The sequence below is a fragment of the Shewanella seohaensis genome, assembly GCF_023283775.1.
Classification (GTDB): domain Bacteria; phylum Pseudomonadota; class Gammaproteobacteria; order Enterobacterales; family Shewanellaceae; genus Shewanella; species Shewanella seohaensis.
In genome coordinates, this window is record NZ_JAKILE010000005.1 from 44,392 (window position 1) to 66,655 (window position 22,264).

At 48.2% G+C, this 22,264-nt stretch carries 22 protein-coding genes; 11 read left to right on the forward strand and 11 right to left on the reverse strand.

What is annotated here, in order from left to right; translation table 11 throughout:
• The first annotated feature begins 58 nt into the window (after positions 1 to 58).
• The 7 genes from lptD to L2713_RS07360 all read left to right on the forward strand — a co-directional run bounded on the left by lptD (position 59) and on the right by L2713_RS07360 (position 9,096).
• Positions 59 to 2,356, forward strand: coding sequence for an LPS assembly protein LptD (lptD, locus tag L2713_RS07330; RefSeq protein ID WP_248967443.1), 2,298 nt, complete (start codon positions 59 to 61; stop codon positions 2,354 to 2,356).
• A 221-nt stretch (positions 2,357 to 2,577) separates the two neighbouring features.
• Positions 2,578 to 3,882 (forward strand): peptidylprolyl isomerase SurA, encoded by a 1,305-nt coding sequence (gene surA / locus L2713_RS07335; RefSeq protein WP_089067146.1) that lies wholly within the window; start codon positions 2,578 to 2,580, stop codon positions 3,880 to 3,882.
• A gap of 6 nt (positions 3,883 to 3,888) precedes the next feature.
• Positions 3,889 to 4,875, forward strand: a complete 987-nt coding sequence (gene pdxA / locus L2713_RS07340) for a 4-hydroxythreonine-4-phosphate dehydrogenase PdxA (protein ID WP_089067145.1) — start codon at positions 3,889 to 3,891, stop codon at positions 4,873 to 4,875.
• A 14-nt stretch (positions 4,876 to 4,889) separates the two neighbouring features.
• Positions 4,890 to 5,696: a 16S rRNA (adenine(1518)-N(6)/adenine(1519)-N(6))-dimethyltransferase RsmA gene (gene rsmA, locus L2713_RS07345; RefSeq protein WP_011627022.1), complete on the forward strand. Its 807-nt coding sequence runs from the start codon at positions 4,890 to 4,892 to the stop codon at positions 5,694 to 5,696.
• Between the two features lie 55 nt (positions 5,697 to 5,751).
• The gene (gene apaG / locus L2713_RS07350) at positions 5,752 to 6,132 is read left to right on the forward strand and encodes a Co2+/Mg2+ efflux facilitator ApaG/CorD (RefSeq protein WP_011621699.1); all 381 of its coding nucleotides are present in this window, start codon (positions 5,752 to 5,754) and stop codon (positions 6,130 to 6,132) included.
• Between the two features lie 21 nt (positions 6,133 to 6,153).
• The gene (locus L2713_RS07355; RefSeq protein ID WP_109287842.1) at positions 6,154 to 6,978 is read left to right on the forward strand and encodes a symmetrical bis(5'-nucleosyl)-tetraphosphatase; all 825 of its coding nucleotides are present in this window, start codon (positions 6,154 to 6,156) and stop codon (positions 6,976 to 6,978) included.
• A gap of 96 nt (positions 6,979 to 7,074) precedes the next feature.
• On the forward strand, positions 7,075 to 9,096 hold the full coding sequence (locus tag L2713_RS07360) for a methyl-accepting chemotaxis protein (protein ID WP_248967444.1): 2,022 nt from the start codon (positions 7,075 to 7,077) through the stop codon (positions 9,094 to 9,096).
• 251 nt (positions 9,097 to 9,347) lie between these two features.
• Here L2713_RS07360 and L2713_RS07365 read toward each other — a convergent pair whose 3' ends face one another.
• From L2713_RS07365 to rplU, 7 genes are all read right to left on the reverse strand, one after another.
• Positions 9,348 to 9,761 (reverse strand): DUF3718 domain-containing protein, encoded by a 414-nt coding sequence (locus L2713_RS07365; protein WP_011621696.1) that lies wholly within the window; start codon positions 9,759 to 9,761, stop codon positions 9,348 to 9,350.
• A gap of 202 nt (positions 9,762 to 9,963) precedes the next feature.
• Positions 9,964 to 10,446: a type 3 dihydrofolate reductase gene (folA, locus tag L2713_RS07370; RefSeq protein ID WP_248967445.1), complete on the reverse strand. Its 483-nt coding sequence runs from the start codon at positions 10,444 to 10,446 to the stop codon at positions 9,964 to 9,966.
• Positions 10,447 to 10,468: 22 nt separating this feature from the next.
• Positions 10,469 to 10,942 (reverse strand): threonine/serine exporter family protein, encoded by a 474-nt coding sequence (locus L2713_RS07375; RefSeq protein WP_011621694.1) that lies wholly within the window; start codon positions 10,940 to 10,942, stop codon positions 10,469 to 10,471.
• Positions 10,939 to 11,700, reverse strand: coding sequence for a threonine/serine exporter family protein (locus tag L2713_RS07380; protein WP_011627027.1), 762 nt, complete (start codon positions 11,698 to 11,700; stop codon positions 10,939 to 10,941). The genes L2713_RS07375 and L2713_RS07380 overlap by 4 nt, the downstream gene beginning before the upstream one ends.
• 27 nt (positions 11,701 to 11,727) lie before the next feature.
• On the reverse strand, positions 11,728 to 12,894 hold the full coding sequence (cgtA, locus tag L2713_RS07385) for an Obg family GTPase CgtA (protein ID WP_011621692.1): 1,167 nt from the start codon (positions 12,892 to 12,894) through the stop codon (positions 11,728 to 11,730).
• A gap of 212 nt (positions 12,895 to 13,106) precedes the next feature.
• A complete protein-coding gene (gene rpmA / locus L2713_RS07390; RefSeq protein WP_011621691.1) occupies positions 13,107 to 13,361 on the reverse strand; it encodes a 50S ribosomal protein L27 in 255 nt (84 codons plus the stop codon).
• Positions 13,362 to 13,375: 14 nt separating this feature from the next.
• Complete coding sequence (gene rplU / locus L2713_RS07395; protein WP_011621690.1) at positions 13,376 to 13,687, reverse strand: 50S ribosomal protein L21; 312 nt, start codon at positions 13,685 to 13,687, stop codon at positions 13,376 to 13,378.
• A 273-nt stretch (positions 13,688 to 13,960) separates the two neighbouring features.
• Here rplU and ispB point away from each other — a divergent pair, with 273 nt between their 5' ends.
• On the forward strand, positions 13,961 to 14,932 hold the full coding sequence (gene ispB / locus L2713_RS07400; protein ID WP_041413124.1) for an octaprenyl diphosphate synthase: 972 nt from the start codon (positions 13,961 to 13,963) through the stop codon (positions 14,930 to 14,932).
• Positions 14,933 to 15,008: 76 nt separating this feature from the next.
• Here ispB and ung read toward each other — a convergent pair whose 3' ends face one another.
• Both ung and L2713_RS07410 read right to left on the reverse strand, forming a co-directional pair.
• Entirely contained in the window at positions 15,009 to 15,668 is a 660-nt protein-coding gene (gene ung / locus L2713_RS07405; RefSeq protein ID WP_248967446.1) for a uracil-DNA glycosylase, read from the reverse strand.
• 299 nt (positions 15,669 to 15,967) lie between these two features.
• Positions 15,968 to 16,402 carry a hypothetical protein gene (locus tag L2713_RS07410; protein WP_011627030.1) on the reverse strand — a complete coding sequence of 145 codons (435 nt, stop codon included), beginning with the start codon at positions 16,400 to 16,402 and terminating at the stop codon, positions 15,968 to 15,970.
• Positions 16,403 to 16,797: 395 nt separating this feature from the next.
• Between L2713_RS07410 and L2713_RS07415 the strand changes: the two genes are divergently transcribed.
• Entirely contained in the window at positions 16,798 to 17,115 is a 318-nt protein-coding gene (locus L2713_RS07415; RefSeq protein ID WP_011621686.1) for a DUF3144 domain-containing protein, read from the forward strand.
• Positions 17,116 to 17,235: 120 nt separating this feature from the next.
• Here the strand turns inward: L2713_RS07415 and L2713_RS07420 are convergent, their stop codons facing one another.
• Both L2713_RS07420 and L2713_RS07425 read right to left on the reverse strand, forming a co-directional pair.
• Positions 17,236 to 17,850 (reverse strand): LysE family translocator, encoded by a 615-nt coding sequence (locus tag L2713_RS07420; RefSeq protein WP_011621685.1) that lies wholly within the window; start codon positions 17,848 to 17,850, stop codon positions 17,236 to 17,238.
• 86 nt (positions 17,851 to 17,936) lie between these two features.
• On the reverse strand, positions 17,937 to 19,487 hold the full coding sequence (locus tag L2713_RS07425; RefSeq protein ID WP_248967447.1) for a S10 family peptidase: 1,551 nt from the start codon (positions 19,485 to 19,487) through the stop codon (positions 17,937 to 17,939).
• A 203-nt stretch (positions 19,488 to 19,690) separates the two neighbouring features.
• Here L2713_RS07425 and L2713_RS07430 point away from each other — a divergent pair, with 203 nt between their 5' ends.
• Positions 19,691 to 20,236 (forward strand): thioredoxin family protein, encoded by a 546-nt coding sequence (locus L2713_RS07430; RefSeq protein ID WP_248967448.1) that lies wholly within the window; start codon positions 19,691 to 19,693, stop codon positions 20,234 to 20,236.
• A gap of 513 nt (positions 20,237 to 20,749) precedes the next feature.
• Complete coding sequence (locus tag L2713_RS07435) at positions 20,750 to 22,216, forward strand: sigma-54 interaction domain-containing protein (protein ID WP_248967449.1); 1,467 nt, start codon at positions 20,750 to 20,752, stop codon at positions 22,214 to 22,216.
• Positions 22,217 to 22,264 lie beyond the last annotated feature (48 nt).

Genomic DNA, 22,264 nt, shown 5'->3' on the forward strand with positions numbered 1-22,264 from the left:
TTGCAACTTTCCCCGTCGATACTTGTCCAGACAAAGAAATCATTATTATTGACCTAAGATGCAGATCCGTTACTTTCTGGCCTTGAGCCTGTTACCGCAAGTTGTCCTGGCAGACGAATCTCCCACAGCCTCAGCGTCACAATGCGTCATTGAACCGCCAGTACCTCGTATCGTATCTGAGCCCGGCCTGAGCGCCGCCGATCAAGAGAAAATTCGTATCGTGTCGGACCGCTCCAACGCCGAAATGGGCAAACAAGCCATTTTTACCGGTGATGTGGTCTTCAGTCAGGGCGACAGACACATTGCCGCCGATGAAGCGATTCTCGACCAAGCGACCGAGCAGTTCGATGCCAATGGCAACCTCGTTTTCCAAGACAGTATTTTTACCGTTACCGCCGATTCGCTGCAGGCACAGATGCGCAGCAACCGCGCAACCCTAAAGGGTGCCCAGTATTGGCTACATGGTCAGCAGGTTCACGGCGATGCCGAAAAGCTGCAAATCACCATGAACAACAACCTGATCTTAACCAACACTAACTTCACCACTTGTCCGCCAGACAATGTTTCTTGGCTGCTCGAAGCAGAAAAAATCAAGATCAACAGCGAAGAAGAATGGGGCGAGATTTGGAATGCCAAGCTGAGAGTCGCCGATATTCCGGTGTTCTACATTCCGTATATGACGGTGCCAGTTTCCGATAAACGTAAAACTGGCTTCCTCTACCCAAGTTTTAGCACCAGCACCACCAACGGTTTTGAAGTTTCCGCGCCCTATTATTGGAATATCGCGCCGGAATATGACCTCACCTTTACACCTAACTATATGTCTAGCCGTGGTTTATTCACCAAGACAGAGTTTCGTTATCTCGCGGGTGAGGCCCAAAATGGCCGCTTGAATTTAGAGTATTTGGGCAACGATCAGATGATCAGCGGTAGCCCAAATCGTTACCTCTATAACTGGCAACATCAAGGCGCTATCGATAAAAACTGGCGGGTACTCGCCAACTTTACCGAAGTGTCTGATAACAACTATTTCAACGACTTAAAGTCAGATGTGAACCGCGCCACCGATAACCAATTATCGCGGATTGGTGAAGTCAGCTACTTTGAACGTAACTGGGATATCAGCACGCGGGTGCAAGACATTAAAGTACTGGGTGAGGACGAAAAACCTTATCAAGTGATGCCACAGGTGAACTTTAACTACCGCGCCGCCGACTTTTGGAACAACTTGGACTTTGGCTTTAACTCGGAGCTGACCAATTTCGCCCATCAAGACAGCGACATGAATACCGCTACTCGTTTGCATATGGCACCTAGCCTGACGCTTCCTATTCATGGTCCATCTGGCTCATTGACCAGCCAAGTAAAGTTGATGCAAACCAACTATTGGCAGGAACAAAATAACAGTGCCTTCGATGGCTTAGACGATACAGTGAGCCGCACGATTCCACAGGTGCGGATCAATGGTCAGATTAACTTCGAGCGCTTTACCGAACTGTTCGATCAAAACTACCGTCAGACGCTCGAACCTCAGTTCCAGTATTTGTACGTGGGTTATGAAGATCAGCGTGGCATCGGTATTTACGATACTGCCCAGTTACAGGACGACTACTTTGGTCTGTTCCGTGACCGCCGCTTCTCAGGTCTTGACCGTATCGCCGATGCAAACCAAGTCACCCTAGGTGTGACCACGCGTTTCTTCGACGATCACAACCAAGAGGCGACTAAGTTCAGCCTAGGTCAGATCCTCTATCTACAGGACAGTAAACTGGGTTACGAAGATAACCTCTTCGAGCAAAATCAATCGACCTCAGTATTGGCCGCCGAATTAGATACCCGCTTAAGCCATGACTGGTATTTAGGTGCCGCGATTCAATACGACACCAACTCAAGCGATAACAAGAAGACCGAAGTCACCTTAGACTTCCGCCCCGAAGCCAATAAACTCTTGCAGCTCAGTTATCGTTATGTGCCGGATCTATTGAACTCCAACACCAACGATCTGGTGAATATTTCCCAAGCGGGTGTGCGTGGCGCATGGCCGATTAACGACAGTCTGTATTTTGTCGGTAACTGGTACTACGACCTCAACGAGAGCCGCAGCATAGAAACCTATACAGGTTTCCAGTATGAATCATGCTGTTATGCAATCCGTCTCAGCTATCACTACCGAATTAAGACCAATTACGATGACAACATTGGTTCGGCCGTTATCGATGAGCGCGAGCAATTTGAAAGCGGTGTTTACCTGAATTTAGTCATCAAAGGACTCGGTGGTTCTGGCCCATTAGGCGTATCGGATATGCTCAATGATGGTCTGTTTAACTACAGAAAACCGCTTTATCTGAGGAATTAGCAAAGATTTGTGGTAGATTGCTGAACCTCAACAAGGACTGAGAGTCCAAACAGGTTAATGAAAGCCGTGCGCTCCTCCCCAAAAAAAGTCTCGGAACGCACGCTTTTAGAGTTACTAACAAAAGAACATTTAGGCAACTCACTGTAATTTCGATATAAATGGTAAAGTTAACTTAAATAAGCCGTCGAATTTGACCTTAGAACGTGCCAAGGATTTTGTGGATGAAACCCAGTAAACATCTGATTTTTGCTTTATTTGCACTCGCCATCAGCCAGCCTACTATGGCCGCTCCCCAGCCAATCGACCGTGTTGCCGTTCAAATCAACGACGGCATTGTGCTCGAAAGTGAAATCACCAACATGATTGACACTGTAAAAGCCAATGCGAGAGCCGCGAATCAATCGTTGCCATCCGACAGTGCACTGCGTACTCAGGTTATCGAGCGACTCATCCTCACTCGTTTGCAGTTGCAGATGGCGGATCGTATAGGTCTGCATATCGGTGACTTACAGTTAGACCAAGCAATTGAAAACATTGCCCGCGAACAAAAAATGACCGTGGCGCAAATGCAGCAAAAAATCGAGAGCGAAGGGTTAAGCTTCAGCCAATACCGTGAGCAACTGCGTGAAGAAATCACCCTAGGTGAAATCCAACGTATCCAAGTTCAACGCCGTATCCAAGTGTCACCACAGGAAATTACCGGCCTAGTAAAACTGATCCAAGAGCAAGGCATGAAGGACGTCGAATACCAAATCGGCCATATCCTGATTGACGTACCTAACAACCCAAGCAGTGAACAACTGGAAGCCTCGAGCAAGCGCGCGAACGCCGTACTCGAGCGTTTAAAGAGTGGTGAAGATTTCCGCCGCACCGCCATCGCCTCTTCATCGGGTCCTAAGGCACTGGAAGGCGGTATCTGGGATTACATGAACATCAACGAGATGCCAACGCTGTTTGCGGAAGTCATCAACGGCGCCAAGAAAGGCGATATTATCGGCCCAATCAAGAGTGGCGCAGGTTTCCACATCATCAAGATCATGGATGCCCGTGGTTTACAAACCAAAGAAATTGAAGAAGTTCGAGCGCGCCATATCCTGCTCAAGCCATCGCCAATTCTGTCGGAAGACCGTGCTAAGGCCATGTTAGAGCAGTTCTTAAAGCAAATTCGCTCTGGCGAAGCCAAGTTTGAAGATTTAGCGCGTCAATACTCTGAAGATCCAGGTTCAGCAGCCAAAGGTGGTGAGCTAGGTTGGGCTGAGCCAAGCATTTATGTGCCAGAGTTTGCGCAAACGCTGAATAGCTTAAGCCAAGATCAAATCAGTGAGCCTTTCCGTACGACCCACGGCTGGCATATCACGCAACTGGAAGAGCGCAGAAAAACCGATGCCACGGATCAATTTAATACTAACCGTGCGCACCAACTGATCTTCCGTCGCAAATTTAATGAAGAACTGCAAAACTGGCTAGACGAAATGCGTGCCGACGCATACATTGAAGTCTTTCAGCCTGAGTCAAACCGAGGTTAAGGTAAATTGACCACTAAACGTATTGCCGTTACCCCCGGAGAACCAGCGGGTATCGGCCCCGATTTAGTCGTGCAACTCGCTCAGCAGGCTTGGCCTGCTGAGTTAGTCGTTTGTGCGGATCCCGAATTATTAGCCAGCCGAGCTAAACGACTCGGCCTGAATGTCACGTTTCGCCCTTACTTGCCTGAGCAACCGCCTAAACCGCAGGAAGCAGGCACGCTTACCATTGCGCCTTTCAAACTGGTAACAGACGCCGTTTGTGGCCAGCTCGACGATCAGAACAGTGCTTACGTGGTTGAAACCCTGCGTTATGCGGGTGAAAAAAACATGAGCGGCGAATTTGATGCCGTTGTCACAGGCCCTGTCCACAAAGGAATCATCAACCAAGCGGGGATTTCCTTTAGCGGCCATACCGAGTTTTTTGCCCATCAGGCTAACTGCCCCGATGTGGTCATGATGTTAGCAACCCAAGGTTTACAGGTGGCACTGGTGACCACCCATATTCCTCTGGCCTATGTGGCAAAAGCCATTACGCGCCAGCGTTTGCATCATATTATCAAGATTTTACACGCTGACCTTATCAGCAAGTTTGCCATTGCTTCCCCTAAAATTTATGTCTGTGGCTTAAACCCACACGCGGGTGAAGACGGCCATCTTGGCCGGGAAGAAATCGATGTAATTATTCCGGCGCTGAATGAACTGCGTGAAGAATATCAAATGAACATTGTCGGCCCTCTGCCCGCCGATACCCTGTTCCAACCTAAATATTTACAGGACGCGGATGTCGTGTTGGCCATGTACCATGACCAAGGCTTACCCGTTCTAAAGTCACAGGGATTTGGCAAATCGGTAAACATTACCTTAGGTTTACCTTATATCCGTACCTCGGTTGACCATGGTACGGCGCTCGATCTTGCGGGAACTGGCAAAGCCGATATTGGCAGTTTTGTCTGCGCCTTGAATAAAGCCATTGAGTTATCCTCAAAAAACTAAACGATTAGATATTAATGAGTAGCAAAGTACATTTAGGCCACACGGCCAGAAAGCGTTTCGGACAAAACTTCTTAACCGACGACAATGTGATTAACCGCATTGTGGGTGCTATCGCCCCCGATAATGACCATGTGATGGTCGAAATCGGCCCCGGCCTTGGCGCCTTAACCGAACCTGTCGCCACAGCGATAGATAACCTGACAGTGGTTGAGTTAGACCGCGATCTTGTTGAGCGCTTGCAGAATCACCCTGTACTTAAGGATAAGCTCACGATTCACCAAGGCGATGCGCTGCAGTTCGACTTTAGCCAGTTGGTGGTACCGGGTAAAAAACTCAAAGTGTTTGGTAACTTACCCTATAACATTTCAACCCCTTTGATGTTCCATCTGTTCGAATTTGCCGAGCAGATTGAAACCATGCACTTTATGCTGCAAAAAGAAGTGGTGCTGCGTTTATCGGCAAGCCCTGGCAACAAGGCCTATGGCCGCTTAACTGTGATGGCACAGTACTTCTGCCAAGTGGTTCCCGTACTCGAAGTACCGCCCCATAGCTTTGCGCCACCGCCTAAGGTCGATTCCGCCGTGGTACGTCTACTGCCCTATGCCGAAAAACCATTCCCTTGTAAGGATGTGAATGTACTGCGCCAGCTGTGTACCACGGCCTTTAACATGCGCCGTAAAACACTGCGTAATAACCTCAAGCAAGTATTGAGCGATGAAGAGTTTGAGCAACTAGGCATAGACCCTAACCTGCGCCCTGAGCAAATAAGCGTTGAACAATATGTCGCCATGGCGAATATGGTGTGTGATAAGCAGGCTTAAGCAATATCAGTTTGATGGGCACTTTAGGGTGCCCTATCTTATTAAAGGGAGCAGCATGAGCGCATTGGATGACTCAATCCGAGTCGAAGTCAAAACCGAATACATTGAACAACAGTCCTCGCCCGAGGATCAGAAATACCTCTTTAGCTACACTATCACCATAGTTAACCTCGGTGAGCAAGCCGCCAAACTCGAAACCCGCCACTGGATTATTACCGACGCCAACGGCAAAATCAGTGAAGTGCAAGGCGCAGGCGTCGTCGGCGAAACCCCAACGATCCCCCCCAATACCGCCTATCAATATACCAGCGGTACCGTACTCGATACGCCCCTTGGCATTATGTATGGTACTTATGGTATGGTCAGCGAATCTGGCGAACGTTTTAAGGCAACGATTAAGCCCTTCCGTTTAGCACTCCCCGGTTTATTACACTGATTTATAAATAGAAAGGATATTGTGGCCCATTATTTTGTTGGTGATGTCCAAGGCTGTTTTGCCGAATTAAAACGATTACTTGCTGAGGTCGACTTTAACCCATCCCGCGATGAACTCTGGGCGGTGGGCGATTTGGTCGCCAGAGGTCCCGATTCATTAGCCACGCTGCGCTATTTTCAATCCCTAGGGGATGCGGGTAAAACCGTCCTCGGTAATCACGATCTGCATCTGCTCGCTCTCCATGGCAAACTCAAGCGGGATAAACCCAGCGATAACCTCGCGCCACTGTTAAATGCGCCTGATATTGCCAGTTTAATCGATTGGTTAAGGCAGCAACCCTTAATGCGGGAGTTGCCAGAGCACAAGGTCATCATGACCCACGCTGGTGTGCCGCCACAGTGGTCATTAGACGTCTTAAGGCAAGAGTCGCAACTTGTCAGCCAAGCCCTCAAGCAGAGTGATTACCTCGAGGCACTGATAAGCCAAATGTACAGCGATACTGCGGAGCGTTGGGATCCAAGCGCCATAGGCTTAAACCGCCTGCGCTTTTGTATCAATGCCCTGACCCGCATGCGTTATCTGTATGTCGATGGTCATTTAGATTTTGACTGCAAACAACCGCCAGAGGACTGTAACAATCCACAGCTACGCCCTTGGTTTGAATTTACCTCTGCGTTACGCCAGAGTCACACTTTGGTGTTTGGACATTGGGCGGCATTGATGGGTAAAGTGAACGATCCCAAATTAAAAGCGCTAGACACAGGCTGTTGCTGGGGCGAATATCTAACCCTATGGCATCTTGAAAAAGACCAAAAAATTACCCAAAAAAAGTTAAAAAAGGGTTAAACTAAGCCCGAGAGTGGTCGATATACGACAGTACCCTATGCCCTGAATTTAATAATCTTTTCATTCGGAATAATATAATAATAACCGGAGTATCCTATGAAAGTTAATGTAGCCACCCGAGTCATTGGCGGGTTTAGTGTTGTTACACTTTTACTTGTGTTGTTAGGATTTACCTCGTACCTGACGAACATTAGCCTTAAAGATAGTTCGGCTATGATGCAAGAGTTAAGCTTGCCAGCCCTGAAGGCCACCACTCATTTAACCGAATCCTTGAGCGAACAACAGCGCCAAGTGCTCATTGCCTTTCATGCGCCAAAATCCTCTAACATTCCCGATATCCGTAAAGTCTTTAGCGACCACGGTAGCCAGTTTAAAAATGAGATCAGTAACCTAACGCGACTGGTTCAAGGGCAAGCGAACCTTTCATCGTTGATCTCACAACTGGATGGCAGTTTCTCGACCTTCGAGCGTGACAGCCTCGCCATGCTCAATGAGCGCGAAGCAACCCTCAGCAAGCAAGAACAACTCATCGGATTAAAGAAAAAGCTGGAGAATGCCGCCGATGATGCCTCATCGGGATTACTCGATATTATCGACCTAGAAAATAGCCAAAACCCCGATGCTCAGAGTCTTGCGGCATCGGCAAGCGCTATCGATACCAGCATGGGCAATATCATTACCACCATTACCGATTTAGTCACCAATGACGAAATGAGTAAGCATGAGCTTATCTCTAAAGAACTCGACTACATCCTGAGCGAGAGCAAAAACAAGCTTGAGTACGTCAACCGCCATGCGCAGGATATTGTGGATGCGGACACCTTAAAATCTGTCAACGAAGACATTAAAAAAGTCCTTGGGCTGCTCGAAGGCTCTGACTCTATGGTGCAACTTAAGGCGAGCCAATTAACCCACGCTCAGGCGGCGGCAAATCAACTGGCCATCATTGAGAAAGACGTCAAAGTTATTGACCGCAATATGGAAGATGTAAGTAATAACATTGAGTCGGCAGCCGCAGAAATGAGCCAAGCCACCATAGCCAAAATTGATTCGGCCAGTATCCGTACCATTATAGTGGTGCTAATCGCTATCGTTGCCGCCGTCATCATCAGTTTTGCCGTGGTTGCGCCATTGAAGCGTTCACTCTACCAAGTTAACAATGCACTTAACGTGTTAGCCTCTGGCAATTTAACTCATAAACTGGATGACTCTGGCCACGATGAATTTGCTGAACTGGCGAAAAACTGTAACCGTTTAGTCGACAGTTTACGCAGCCTAATCGTTGGTATCTTGGACCGCTCTAACCAGCTCGCTGCTGCAGCAGAGCAAACCTCGGCAATCACGGCGCAAACCACGACGGGCATTCAAGAGCAAAAGAACCAAGTTGACCAAGTTGCGACTGCGACCACAGAGTTAAGCTCCAGCGCACAACAAGTGTCGATGAGCGCCGACGATGCACTCGCGCAAATCAAGCAGGCCGATCAAGAAGCCAAACACATGCGTACTATCGCCGAAGAGAATAAGCGCACCATTTTAGCCCTCGCTGACGAAGTCGCTAAAGCTGGCCAAGTGATCAACAAAGTGCAATCGGACAGCGCCTCAATCGGCTCGATCCTCGATGTTATTCGTGGCATTGCCGAGCAGACTAACCTGCTGGCATTAAACGCAGCCATTGAAGCGGCGCGCGCCGGAGAACAGGGCCGTGGTTTCGCAGTCGTTGCCGACGAAGTACGCAGCCTTGCATCGAGAACTCAAGTGTCGACCCGCGAGATCCAACAAATGATCGAAGTGCTGCAACAGGGCGCCCAGCAAGCCGTGGCTGCAATGGATATGGGTCGTGCCCAAGCCAATGCCTGCGTCGACAAAACCGAACAAGCTAACCTCGCTCTAGAGACCATCAGTCAGTCGGTCCACAAGGCCTATGATGCGGGCACGCACATTGCCCATGCTGCGCAGGAGCAGAATCTGGTAAGTCAGCAAGTGTCTGAGAAACTTGAGCATATCGCGGCCATTTCGGAAGAAACCGCCATCGGCGCCGACCAAACCGCGCAATCGAGCCATCAGGTGGCTAAGCTTGCCGAAGAGCTACAAGCTTCTGTCGGTGAATTTAGAGTGTAAGCAAACACTCAGGCATCAATAGGGTCGCGATTGCGGCCCTTTTCTTTGGTTTGCGCTTTCGCGGCGAAAATAATAGCTCAAGCAATATACTCAGTTTCGACACTCATCAGCATCATACTCAAGTACCCTGCTCAATATTCGGTAAAAACGGCCTAAACGACGTGCATAAAAAATGCCGAACTCAGTTCGGCATTTTTAACTATCATTTTTTCCTTGTGTAAACGCACATTAAAAAATGATGGGACAGATGATTACTCTTCTTCACCGCCAGCAGCAGCGCCTAAACGCTCTTTGACTGCCGCTGTGATAGGGCTAGCACCGTGACCATTCGCTTCAGCCCAAGCTTGAATCGTCATGCCATCGGCTTCTGGTACGCTCAGTTCGTTAACTGATAAACGCTTAGCCACAAACTCACCGGCATCATTCGCATTCGCGGCATAGGCAGTACGCAACAAGCTTTGACCATCACAGCTAATCCCGCTGTACACTTGACGTAACTTAACACGGCTTTCTTTTAGTTTTTTACGTAAACGGTTTTTATCGTTCGCTTTTACGTAATCACAAATACTCGCGACAAGTGGATCAGCTTCGGCTTTTGCCGTGGTTGGCACAGAAACATAGCTAAATCCGATTAGTGCAGCCAAAGCTACAGGCATAAGACGCATCCGATACTCCTTAATACTTTCTTATAGTTTTATTATGTTTTGTATGTTTTGCGTCTATCTCTAGCGGATATTGGCCTCCTAGGAATCATCAGTAAAGAAGCCGTAAAAAACCGCTATCTCAACTAAGTCAGGCCTATCGGATCTAATACCTTAGACATATTGACAATCCATACGCACAGGGTACACAACAGAACAACGTAATTTAACATTTTTTTGTCAAATTGATAAAGCGATATTCCACCCCATCGCCATTTATACCGGTTACCGATTCGGTTTCTTGCCATTTATCGCTATCCCAAGCAGGGAAAAAGGTATCGCCTTCAACATCTAAGCTAATTTGCGTCAGGTAGAGTGTATCGGCTTGAGGTAGTAATTGCTGATACAATTGCCCACCACCGATAACGACTAACTCTTCACAATCACCCGCCGCCAGTTTAGCGTCTTCAAATGAGGTCACGCAGGTCACACCGTCAATCTGCAAATCCGCTTGGCGGGAAATCACAATATTGTGGCGCCCAGGCAGAGGGCGACCGATGGACTCAAAGGTTTTACGTCCCATGACTACAGGTTTGCCTAAGGTCATGGCTTTAAAGTGGCGTAAATCTTCGGGCAGATGCCATGGCATTTTGTTGTCTTTTCCGATGACTCGATTGTTTGCCATCGCGGCTATCATAGCAATGCGCATGAGCACTCCTTTGGTATTGTTTTTATTGAATAACAGGGCGGGTTCTAAAATACAGCAGACTCGGTAAGGCAAGGCCCACCGACAGTGCACCTAAGATAAACACCGTTTTTAAGCCGTTACTGATCACTTGTCCGGTTAGCTCTTGACTGACCTGCGACTGCGCCGTTAATTGCACTAAGGCAATCACAGTATTAAAGGCATAGGTGCCTGGGATCATCGGGATAATCGCCGCAACGGCATACATCAACGGCGGCGCGAGATGGCGCTTAGCAAAACCGATAGTGATAGTGCCGACTAGAGCCGCGGCGGCAAAGGTCGCCCATTCGATAGGCAAGCCAAATTGCAGCATTAACGTGCGCGAGCTGTGCCCTATGGCGCCTGCAAGCGCGCAGTAGGGTAAGAAACGTTTCGGCACGTTAAACACCATGGCAAAACCCACTGCGGGAATCGCCGAGAAAAAGGCATCGTGCAACAGCGTCCACAGTAAGGCGATCATAGGAAGATCCCCCCAATCTGCATCGCAATGGTGATGCCGATAACGGATGACACTGTGAGCAAGGTGGCATGACCCCAACGGGAAATGCCCACGTTCATATGGCCTTTGACCATATCAGAAATCGCATTGATCATCGGGAAACCCGGCACCAGCATCAACACACTGGCCGCCATGGCCGCCTGCGGGGTTTCACTCAAGTGAAATACATAACCCGTCTGCGCCAGCATGCTAGTGACAAATGCCGTCACCGCAAAATTGACCAGCAAATTAAAATGCCGCTTGGCAATCGCAAGGCGCACCGACATCCCGACCGCGGAGGCAAAAAAGGTGATAACTGATGCGGCAACATCGCCATTAAACAGGTGGCAAAAACTGGCGCAGGACAGGCCTATCATCAAGATCACGAGATAGGGCGGATAGGTCTTAGGTTCAATCCGCGCTAAGCGTTTACGCACTTCGTTGGGGCCATAGAGACCTTTTTCCGCCAACAAACAGATGCGTTGCAACTCGCAGACTATTGTCATATTGATGCCATGCTCGCGGATCCGACGCGTCGTCGTGATACAGCGACCATGCACTAAACTGGTTAACACGAGGGAATTAGAGGAGATGGAAAGCTCAACACTTGCCAATCCTAAGGCCTGACCTAGGCGCTGGCTGATTTCTTCAACTAAATCAGATTCAGCACCGTAGGCCAGTAGCAGTTGTGCGACACGCACAACCTGCCGAGTAATATCATTTTGAGTATCTGCGTACACGGGACTCTCAAAACTTAGGTTGGGATATTATCTTTGGTAGATCACTTCTACATCGTAGTCGTCATCATCAAAGTCATCGTCGAATTCATCGTCATAGTCTTCATTGATCGCATCAATGTTGGCTTGATGATAATTGTCCCACTTGAACTCAACCTCTGCATCTGGGTTCGCATCTTTATCTTCCGGAGGAAGACTTTGGATGAAGTCCAGCAGCTTGGTCGCTAATTCTTTAGTGCCATCGCGGCTATAGGCAGAAATAGTGTAAACGTCACCTTCCCAACCTAATTCTTTAACTACGCGAGCGACCTTCTCTTTCAGCTCGTCTTCGAGCAGCAGATCGGCCTTATTAAAGACTAACCAACGTGGCTTACTTGCCAATTTTGGCGAATATTTTTCAAGCTCACCGACGATCGCACGGGCAGAATCCACCGGATCTGTGCCATCAATTGGCTCGATATCGATGATATGCAACAGAATACGGCAACGTTCTAAATGCTTTAAGAAGCGAATACCTAGACCCGCACCTTCTGCCGCGCCTTCGATCAAACCAGGAATATCGGCGATCACAAAGCTTTGACCAGGGCGAGGGTTAACCACACCTAGGTTAGGTACTAATGTCGTGAAGGGGTAATCGGCAACCTTTGGCGTTGCACGTGATACCGCGCGAATAAAGGTCGATTTACCCGCGTTAGGCATACCGAGCAAGCCAACATCGGCTAACAGCAGCAGCTCTAATTTCAGGCTACGGACTTCACCCGGAGTACCTAAGGTCTTTTGACGTGGCGCACGGTTAGTACTGCTCTTAAAACGCGTATTGCCTAAACCGTGGAATCCGCCTTTAGCCACTAATAGCTTTTGGCCATGGGTGGTTAAATCGCCGAGGACTTCCTCGGTCTCATCGTCAATAGCACGCGTACCGACAGGCACTTTTAAAATCAAATCTTTACCGCTATGGCCGGTACAGTCACGGCCACGGCCGTTTTCACCGCGCTCAGCCATGTGAAAACGTTCAAATCGGTATTCAATCAGGGTGTTGTGGTTTTCATCGGCCTGCAGATAGACACTGCCACCATCACCACCATCACCACCATCAGGACCACCATCGGGGATATATTTTTCGCGTCTGAAACTCACGCAACCGCTACCGCCGTCGCCTGCTTCGACCCTAATTACTGCCTCATCGACAAACTTCATACTTACTCCTGGCATCACTGAATGAAGGAATTATACCGTTTAACTTCATCGGTCGCCAAAAAACTCGAGATACTTGCTCCCAATCTTACCAGCCAACGCCCTCAATTTGATAAAGATTTACCAAACTCACCAGAAACGCAGGTAAATAGAAGCATAAAAAACAGAAAGCCCCACCAATGGCGGGGCTTTACAGTATAAGCTAGACTCGAAAATTAAGCTTCGATGCTAATAAACTTACGGTTATTAGGACCTTTAACTTCGAATTTTACTTTACCGTCAGTCAGAGCAAACAGAGTGTGGTCGCGACCAACACCCACGTTTACACCAGCGTGGAATTTAGTACCACGTTGACGAACGATAATGTTACCAGCTAGAACTGATTCACCGCCAAAGCGCTTAACACCAAGACGTTTACTTTCTGAATCACGGCCGTTACGAGTAGAACCGCCAGCTTTTTTATGTGCCATGAGTTAGACTCCTATTATGCGTTGATAGCAGTAATTTTAACTTCGGTGAACCACTGACGGTGGCCCATCTTCTTGTCGTGGTGCTTACGACGACGGAACTTAACGATAGTTACTTTCTCGCCACGACCATGACTTACTACTTCAGCAACGACTTTACCGCCAGCTACTAAAGGAGCACCAACGTGCACTTTTTCACCGTCAGCGATCAGTAATACTTGATCGAATTCAACAGTTGAACCAGTAGCAACTTCTAATTTTTCTAAACGAACTGTGTGGCCAGGGGCTACACGGTGTTGTTTACCACCACTTTGAAAAACAGCGTACATAGCTATTTTACTCCGATATTCCTAACACGCTGGCTCACACTATGGGAGGCAGGGTGCTACAAAAACTTTATTGACAATGGGCGCGGAGTTTACGCGAAGAATCCTTATCTGGCAAGCCCTAATTAGGAAAGAATAAAAAAAGGCCGGAATAACTCGCACATTAGTAGTGTGAGTACTGTCATATGTCGGAATTTTAGGTAAAATTCATTCTATATAACACGTGAGCCTAAAATAGAGGCCGGGTACGTAATGGCCCCACAACCAGAGTCTATTATGGATTTAAACGCTATTCGTCAACTGGCTGACACTGATATGCAAGCAGTCAATCAGCTGATCTATAAACAGCTGGAGTCAGATGTCGCCCTGATTAACCAGTTAGGTTTTTACATTATTAATGGTGGTGGTAAACGTCTTCGTCCTTTACTGTCCGTCCTCGCAGCGCGCGCCGTCGACTATCAAGGTGAAGCCCACCTTAAGCTTGCCGCGATTATTGAATTTATTCATACCGCTTCATTACTGCACGATGATGTGGTCGATGAATCGACCCTCAGACGCGGCCGCGAAACCGCCAACGCGCTCTTTGGTAACAGCGCCAGTGTATTAGTAGGTGACTTCCTTTATACCCGCTCATTCCAAATGATGACCGAACTCGATAGCATGCGAGTACTGCGTGTATTAGCCGATACCACTAACGTATTGGCTGAAGGTGAAGTATTGCAGCTAATGAACTGTAACGACCCTAATACCACTGAAGAAAGCTATATGCGGGTGATCTATTGCAAGACCGCTAAGCTATTCGAAGCCGCCACGTTACTGGCCGCGGTATTAGCCGGCGCCACACCCGAGCAAGAAGCCGCATTAGGCGACTATGGTAAGTATTTAGGTACTGCCTTCCAGCTGACCGACGATTTACTCGACTACACCGCAGACAGTGAAGAGTTAGGTAAAAACATCGGTGATGATCTCGCCGAAGGTAAGCCGACCTTACCGCTGATCTATGCTATTGCCCATGGCACAGAAGAAGAGCAGCAACTGATTCGCCAAGCGATTGAGCAAGGTGATGGCACACACGCCATTGAGAAAATTGTTGCCGCTCTGCATCACTGCGGCGCACTCACTTACACTCAGCAAAAAGCCATTGAAGAATCCAACAAGGCGATTGCAGCGTTGGCGGTATTACCCGACAGTGACTTCAAAACCGCATTAATTTCGCTGGCAAAAATCTCCGTTGATCGTAACCACTAATTGGCAGCGATAAATCAATAAAAAGGCCTTGCTTAGCAAGGCCTTTTTATTTTTAACATTCTTTATCAAAGTGAACTTAAACCTGCCATTGGATCGGCGCTTCCCCCCGCGCCATCAGCAGTTGATTCACTTTAGAGAAATGCCCACAACCGAAGAAGCCGCGATAAGCCGACAGTGGTGACGGGTGGGGGCCCGACAGAATTTGATGCTGTGGCGCACTAATCACCGCCCCTTTTTTGATGGCATGACTGCCCCAGAGTACGAAAATAATCGGCCGCTCCTGCGCATTAAGCAGCTTTAACGCCTCAGTGGTAAAGGTTTCCCAGCCTGCATTGGCATGTGAGTGGGCTTGCCCTTGTTCCACCGTCAGCACGGTATTGAGCATCAAAATCCCCTGCTCCGCCCATTGGGTTAAATCACCATGGTTCGGGATTTGGAAACCGGGAATATCGTCCACTAACTCTTTGTACATATTGGCCAGCGATGGCGGCGGTTTAATGCCTCGCTTAACCGAGAAACACAAACCGTGGGCTTGGTCCGGACCATGGTAGGGATCTTGACCAATAAGCACTACACGCACTTGCTCCAATGGGGTTGTTTTAAAGGCGTTGTACACATCCTCTTTAGGAGGATAGATCACCTTACCCAATTCACGCTCTTGATTCACAAATGCTATCAACTGCTGGTAATAGGGTTGAGAACGTTGATGGTCAATAAATGCCTGCCAAGTCGCCAAAATCTGTTTCTCTTACTTAAGTTACGATGCCGTTAGCTTAAAAGTGATAGCGCGACATGACAAGCCAACTCCGGTTTTTATTCCCGAGTCTTGAGATATCACAAGCATATTAAGGTCTAAACCCGCTCCGTCCCTTTGGTTAAGGCAATCGATTGCTATCGAGAAACGCCCCGAATCGCAAAAGTTAACTCGAGCAAAGTTGAGTGCTGAGCCACGTTGAGCCTCGGCGCTTTGATTCGCAAATGACTCTGATAAGCCATCAGCTAGCGTGATAGGGGCGTTTGTATAAACAATCCGTATTAATCGCGACCACGGTGGCCATGACCACGATCGTCATCCCTATCTTTGCGGCGCTCATGTTTGTCGTAATGTTTGTGGTGATGCTTATCTTGTTTATAGGAGCGATAACGGGGGACGTACTCATCGCGATACCAGACATCCTGAACAAAATAGACTGGACGACCGCAGGCACCGTAGGAGGCACAATAGCGGCCCCATTTTTTTGCATGACCAGGCGGCACATGCAGATAGATAGGTTCATACACGACCCGAGACTGCTCTATCACGATAGGCTGTTCGTAAATCACCTGTGGACGAGGAAAATTACCAATATTGATCTGACCGTAAAAGTTTGGATCGCCGATGTTAATCGACACTCCGACATCAGCCGCAATGGCCGAAGATGAAGCTGCAGCGAGTAGTAAGGCTGACAGAGTAAGTTTAATTGCTTTCATGGCGGTTCTCCTGTTGATGGAAGCAGTATGCGAGTGGCTAACTGAACAGAAGATGAATCTTCACAGGAGGCTAAATCAGATATTATTTCCCCCGCACCGCCATGCAGACCTTGTATTTCGGCAGGCTATTTACATCCCAAATCGGCAAGAATTTAAATCACGATGACAGAACAGACCTGCATATTCTGCCTTGATATGATGAAGTAAAACCCATTGATACCAATTACAATATCGCCCAATCAACCATCAAACTAACCGCAATTTAGCGATGGATGACCTACTAAGTATTGGGCTCACTACAACAGATTTAGATCCCAATACTTAAGCGTAAGCGGTTCCTTCCTGCAGAATTTAGGATAGAATCGCCCACCAATAAATTATTTTGAGTAAGCGCTATGACTGATACCAGCAACACCACGATTTTTGAACTTGCCGATCAATTTATTGCCTTAGCCAATCAGCTAAGCCAGCAGGAAGGTGATGTCGGTAAAGTCGGCACGGCCCTGCGTTTTGCCGCAGCGCGTTTTAACGCCTTTGAAGCCGCGATCAAATCTGCCGATTTAGGCGCAGAAAAAGACAATGCGCTCGACTGGTTTAGCGCCGAATACCGTGAAATGCTAAGCGACAATCTAGACGACCATATCGCGAATCCACCCGTTATGCAGGAAGAAGCGGTGGCGGCGGATGACTCGGTACAAATCTTTAAAGGCTGATGATGCGCTATAGGCCAAGCATCGCCTGCTAAAATCCCATAAAAAACGCCATCTTATGATGGCGTTTTTTTATCTCTTCGCACTTATTTCTTCACACTCATCAATGTGCATTGTGATACGTCAGAGAGTGTACACCACGCGTATCGCGAGCAGGATCAGTACCACACCAGAAAGTTTATCGATAAGTCCCGCTTTTTCCCGTAACTTAGGCAATACACTCGAATGGGACAACAGTAAGGCAATCAAGGTGTACCACAGCCCATCAACCACCAAAGGCGTTAGCACGATAAGTGCTTGACCCGTCAAGCTATCGGCCACCATCACAAACTGGCTAAACAGCGCTAAAAAGAACAACATAATCTTAGGATTGAACAGGGAAATCGCGATACCATCGCGCGCTGCTGTGAGTGTATCCGTCGCCTCCCCCGCCGCAAGCTTTGCCTGCATACCACCGTTTGAGCGCAATGCTTGGATCCCCATCCATGCGAGATAGAGCGCGCCTAAAATCGCTATCCCATTAAAAATCAACGGCGCTTTTTTCAGTACAACGGCTAGGCCGAGTAACGTCACTAACGCATAAATGCCAATACCAATCGAGTGTGCCCAAGCGCAAACGATCCCCTTGCCGCGACCACCGCCCAAGGTATGACGCACAACCATGGCCAAACTCGGCCCGGGAGACATAGCGCCCAAGCAACAAATCGCCAATAGTCCTAACCAAGTACTAAAGCTCATTTTTAACCCTTTAAAGCATAAAAAGGCCCTCAATAGGGCCTTCACAGGAGTGGCAGTTTAACACTGGCCAAATAATACGGTCACTCTCATTTAGCCGCCTTAGGATGATAAAAAGCGCGGATATCTTGCACCAGTTGCGCAAGCGACGCGGGCTCCACATACATCATATGACCCGCTTTGTAGTAGTGCATAGTGACACGGCTATTATCTATACCATTATCGGCAAAGGTATTTTCGGTCGCAAAGAAGGGCGTCGCAAAATCGAAATAACCGTTACCGACAAATATTCGCAGATCTTTATTCTCACGCTGCGCCTGCCCTAAATAGGGCGCCACATTCACATAATGCATTTGCTTACCGCTGATATTCCAGTTCCAGCCACGATTAGCATCGGTGGAGAGCACGTTGAAGGGGCGTGATAATTTAACCCCTAAATCCTCATACAGATACTGATGGATTGCCGCCGTATAAGCGCCATCGATACCATATCCTGACGGGTCGTTATCGGTCGAGTCACCGCCACTGTCGTAATCTTTGCCGGTATAACGACTGTCTAACCGCCCGACGGTCAAATCCTGATCCCTGAGCAATTCTTTGGTGTAGCGACTCGCACTCACCCGCAAATTTACTCGGTCAAGATAAGACTCACTCAGGCCCGTAAAACGCGCCAACTGTTTGCGTACGCTCTGATAATCGCTTTGCGCTAAACGGCTGCCCTGTAATAAGGCTAAGGCGTAATCCTTAATAGCGAATTGACGCGCCTGTTCGACAAACACTTCGAGCCCTAAGGCCTTGTCGGCATCACTAACTTTATTGTGATAAAAAGCAGTTGCCGCCATGGTCGGTAAAAAACCAATGTAGGGTTGGTTATTACCGGGTTGATAACGAGCGTGGCTAAAGTCGAGAATCGATGAAATCAGCATCACGCCATTGACCGAGATATCGGTCCAACCGCCTTGGAGTTCATCCACTAATGCTGCGGCTCGCGTCGTACCATAACTTTCACCGGCAAGATATTTAGGCGAATTCCAACGCTTATGTTCAATCAACCAACGGCGCATAAATTCGGCAATGGATTGGGCATCTTCTTTCACGCCCCAAAAATCAGCGCCTTTCTTCTCACCAAGCGCGCGGCTAAAACCGGTACCCACAGGGTCGATAAATACTAAATCAGACTCATCGAGTAATGAGTAATCGTTGGCTTCAATCCGATAAGGCGCCGCACCATCATCTTTGGCATCACCGGGCACAATCACACGTTTTGGCCCAAAGAGTCCCATGTGCAACCAGAGCGAAGCTGAACCTGGGCCTCCGTTAAAAATAAACGTGACAGGGCGTTTACTGCTGTCCTGCACATCATCCCGTAAATACGTAATAGAGAAGATACTCGCCTGAGGCTCACCCTTATCATCCTCTAAAATGGTTTCTCCACTAATGGCTTGATAACTGATCTTCTGATTTTGAATCGTCATTCTGTGCTTAGTCGTCACCACCTCTGGCACTAGCTTATCCACTTTAGCTTCGCTTTTTTGCGCGGGCTCGGCATGACCGACTATGGAGACAGTGAATAACAAGGGCAGCAGCACACTTGCCCATTTCAGTTTTGAGGGCGTTTGCTTCTCTGTTAGCGCTCGCATCAATTATTCTTCCCTTCTGTAGTGGTTATTTTGTGATCTTTTTATTGGTGCACCAGCTTACAAATACTGTGCACTCGGCGCAAAAGCACAATTGCAACCGAATGCGTCAAAGGTTTAATCGGCTTTTAAAGCATAAATTCACGCAGATTTAAGCTGTTAGCCGCTAAGATAGAATGGATTATCGGAAACTCATGTAGGCATCTATGGGCACTATCACTCTTATCAGTCTGGTCATTCTCGCATTACTCGTGAGCGCGATTGGCCTGCTAATCTGGCAACGCAGCAAAGGTAAGCGCATTCCACTCGCGGTAATTTTTGTATTGGGATTTTTCGCCGTAGGTCTAGGCGGAATTATCGGTTTTGTACATAAAGGCGAAGATTATCAAGCCTATCAAAAGCTGCAGTGGCATACGCTGGCCCCTGAAAAAATCGCGCCGCTGGTCGCCGATGGCTACACAGTGTTTGTGGATATCACCTCAGACTGGTGCAGCATTTGCCAAACCAACAAGGCTGAAGTCACCCATAGAGAGCAAGTGGTGAATGCGCTGATGGCCGACAAGGTTATTTTGATGCAGGGAAATTGGAGCGAAGCCGATTCCACCATTGCGGGTTATATGAAGCATGAAGGCGTACCGGGTACACCTTACAATAAGGTCTATGGTCCAAGGACGCCAAACGGCATAGTGCTGCCTTCAACGCTCACCATAGAGGCCGTGCTTAATGGCTTAGCTCAGGCAAAAGCACTGTAAGCTGTTTATTTGGCTTAAACTTCAAAAACAAAGCTTTAAGACACAAACACTCGCGCAATAAAAAAGGCTGCATCGCAGCCTTTTTGCACACTTCAAATCAGTAGAAAGTAATTTCCCGGAAAGGTGGGCAGAAAATCACTCCATACTCTTAACACAGCCATCTCACCCCAAAACGCTATTTAACTCGGTCATTCACTCACACCGTACTGCAATAAACATCCCTGCGTTGCCGTGAATCCCCAGTATTAAGGGCGAGCCTGCTTTATTCAGGTCAACTTAGCCAAAGATATTTATGAAACATTTTTATAACAATTTACTCTTTTACGCCAGCACTAAATACAACTTTCGATCGATTAAAATATAAGCTTTTTATTATCAACAAGTTAATGGTCAGACCTCTAAACATATCTCTAAACCATTCAATTCGAGCGTTACCGAGTAATTCACGATATATCGCGACACGACTCAAGGGGTTATACTCTGGGCACTCATTCGTATTAAGGAATCAACGGAATGAACTCAACACAACCCGCCGCAATGCCCTTGGATAAACATTTTCTGCCAGAGAATCAGCTACTGCTCAATGCCGTGGGTGAAGGCATTTATGGGTTTGATTTAAATGGTAATGCCGTCTTCATTAATCCCGCCGCTGAGCGCATGACGGGCTGGAAGAATGAAGAATTACTCGGCAAAAATATCCATAATTGCCATCATCATAGCCACGCGGATGGCAGTCATTATCCCCAAGAAGATTGTCCTATCTACAACACCTTGAAGGATGGGATTGCAAGGGAAATCACCCACGATGTGTTTTGGCGCAAAGATGGCAGCAGCTTTCCAGTACATTACAGCTCGACGCCCGTCTATCGGGACAACAAGCTTATCGGCGTAGTCGCGATATTTCGTGACATCAGTATTCAGAAACAAACCGAGCAGTCGCTACGTCAAGCTTTAGCGCAGGTTCAAGCCCTGTCGGAGCAACTGGCCAGCGAGAATCATTATCTCCAAGCCGAGTTAGCCGATAAGACCGGCGATGTGGATATTTCGGGCAGTAGCGCGGTGATCCGTCATATGATCCAGCAGCTGCATATGGTGGCCAATACCGACAGTACCGTATTGATTTGTGGCGAAAATGGCACAGGCAAAGAACTGGTTGCCCGTAACTTACATCAACTGAGTCGCCGTAAAGATAAGCCCATGATCAGCGTTAACTGCGCGGCGTTTTCAGCCTCGCTGTTAGAGAGTGAGTTGTTTGGTCATGAGAAAGGTGCCTTTACTGGTGCGACTCAGCTGCGCAAGGGCCGCTTCGAACTCGCCCATCAAGGGACGCTGTTTCTCGATGAGGTGGCCGAATTAAGTTTGGAGGCGCAATCTAAGTTACTTCGGGTGATCCAAGAGCAATCCTTCGAACGACTCGGCGGCAGTGAAACCATTAAGGTCGATATTCGCTTAGTCGCCGCCAGTCACCATGATTTACTCAAGCGCGTTGAACAGGGCTTATTCAGGATGGATCTCTATTACCGCTTGAACGTCTTCCCCATCCAAGTGCCGCCGCTGAGGGCAAGACTTGAGGACATGCCCGAGCTTGTCAGCCACATTTTGCATTCCCTAAACCGCAAACTCGGTAAGAAACTGCGCGGCGTGAGCCAAAAAGGTCTGCAAAAACTGATGGCCTACAGCTGGCCGGGTAATGTGCGTGAATTGCAAAATATCCTCGAGCGGGAGGCCATTTTATCTCAAACGGATATTTTACATATCCATGCCATGCCCACGCATCACCTGCAGACTCAAACCGCGGCCTCACCATTACAAACCTTGGCCGAGGCGGAAGCACAACACATAGAGCAAACATTAAAGCAGCTCAATTGGCGTATTTCGGGCCCCAACGGTGCGGCCAATGTGCTCGGCGTCCCGCCAAGTACACTTAGATCGCGGATGAAGAAGCTCGGGATTACACGTCAAACCCTCGCGGAAGAATAACTTTAAAAACGCGATATATCGCCAATTAGCGATATATCGCGACACCCG

Coding starts and splice junctions, on each gene's coding strand:
- folA (WP_248967445.1), bottom strand. CDS start 10,446: ATGCGCATTGCTATGATAGCCGCGATGGCAAACAATCGAGTCATCGGA.
- rplU (WP_011621690.1), bottom strand. CDS start 13,687: ATGTACGCTGTTTTTCAAAGTGGTGGTAAACAACACCGTGTAGCCCCT.
- L2713_RS07430 (WP_248967448.1), top strand. CDS start 19,691: ATGGGCACTATCACTCTTATCAGTCTGGTCATTCTCGCATTACTCGTG.
- L2713_RS07375 (WP_011621694.1), bottom strand. CDS start 10,942: ATGATCGCCTTACTGTGGACGCTGTTGCACGATGCCTTTTTCTCGGCG.
- L2713_RS07415 (WP_011621686.1), top strand. CDS start 16,798: ATGACTGATACCAGCAACACCACGATTTTTGAACTTGCCGATCAATTT.
- surA (WP_089067146.1), top strand. CDS start 2,578: ATGAAACCCAGTAAACATCTGATTTTTGCTTTATTTGCACTCGCCATC.
- ispB (WP_041413124.1), top strand. CDS start 13,961: ATGGATTTAAACGCTATTCGTCAACTGGCTGACACTGATATGCAAGCA.
- lptD (WP_248967443.1), top strand. CDS start 59: ATGCAGATCCGTTACTTTCTGGCCTTGAGCCTGTTACCGCAAGTTGTC.
- apaG (WP_011621699.1), top strand. CDS start 5,752: ATGAGCGCATTGGATGACTCAATCCGAGTCGAAGTCAAAACCGAATAC.
- L2713_RS07420 (WP_011621685.1), bottom strand. CDS start 17,850: ATGAGCTTTAGTACTTGGTTAGGACTATTGGCGATTTGTTGCTTGGGC.
- L2713_RS07425 (WP_248967447.1), bottom strand. CDS start 19,487: ATGCGAGCGCTAACAGAGAAGCAAACGCCCTCAAAACTGAAATGGGCA.
- L2713_RS07410 (WP_011627030.1), bottom strand. CDS start 16,402: ATGAAAGCAATTAAACTTACTCTGTCAGCCTTACTACTCGCTGCAGCT.
- L2713_RS07365 (WP_011621696.1), bottom strand. CDS start 9,761: ATGCGTCTTATGCCTGTAGCTTTGGCTGCACTAATCGGATTTAGCTAT.
- rpmA (WP_011621691.1), bottom strand. CDS start 13,361: ATGGCACATAAAAAAGCTGGCGGTTCTACTCGTAACGGCCGTGATTCA.
- L2713_RS07360 (WP_248967444.1), top strand. CDS start 7,075: ATGAAAGTTAATGTAGCCACCCGAGTCATTGGCGGGTTTAGTGTTGTT.
- rsmA (WP_011627022.1), top strand. CDS start 4,890: ATGAGTAGCAAAGTACATTTAGGCCACACGGCCAGAAAGCGTTTCGGA.
- L2713_RS07435 (WP_248967449.1), top strand. CDS start 20,750: ATGAACTCAACACAACCCGCCGCAATGCCCTTGGATAAACATTTTCTG.
- cgtA (WP_011621692.1), bottom strand. CDS start 12,894: ATGAAGTTTGTCGATGAGGCAGTAATTAGGGTCGAAGCAGGCGACGGC.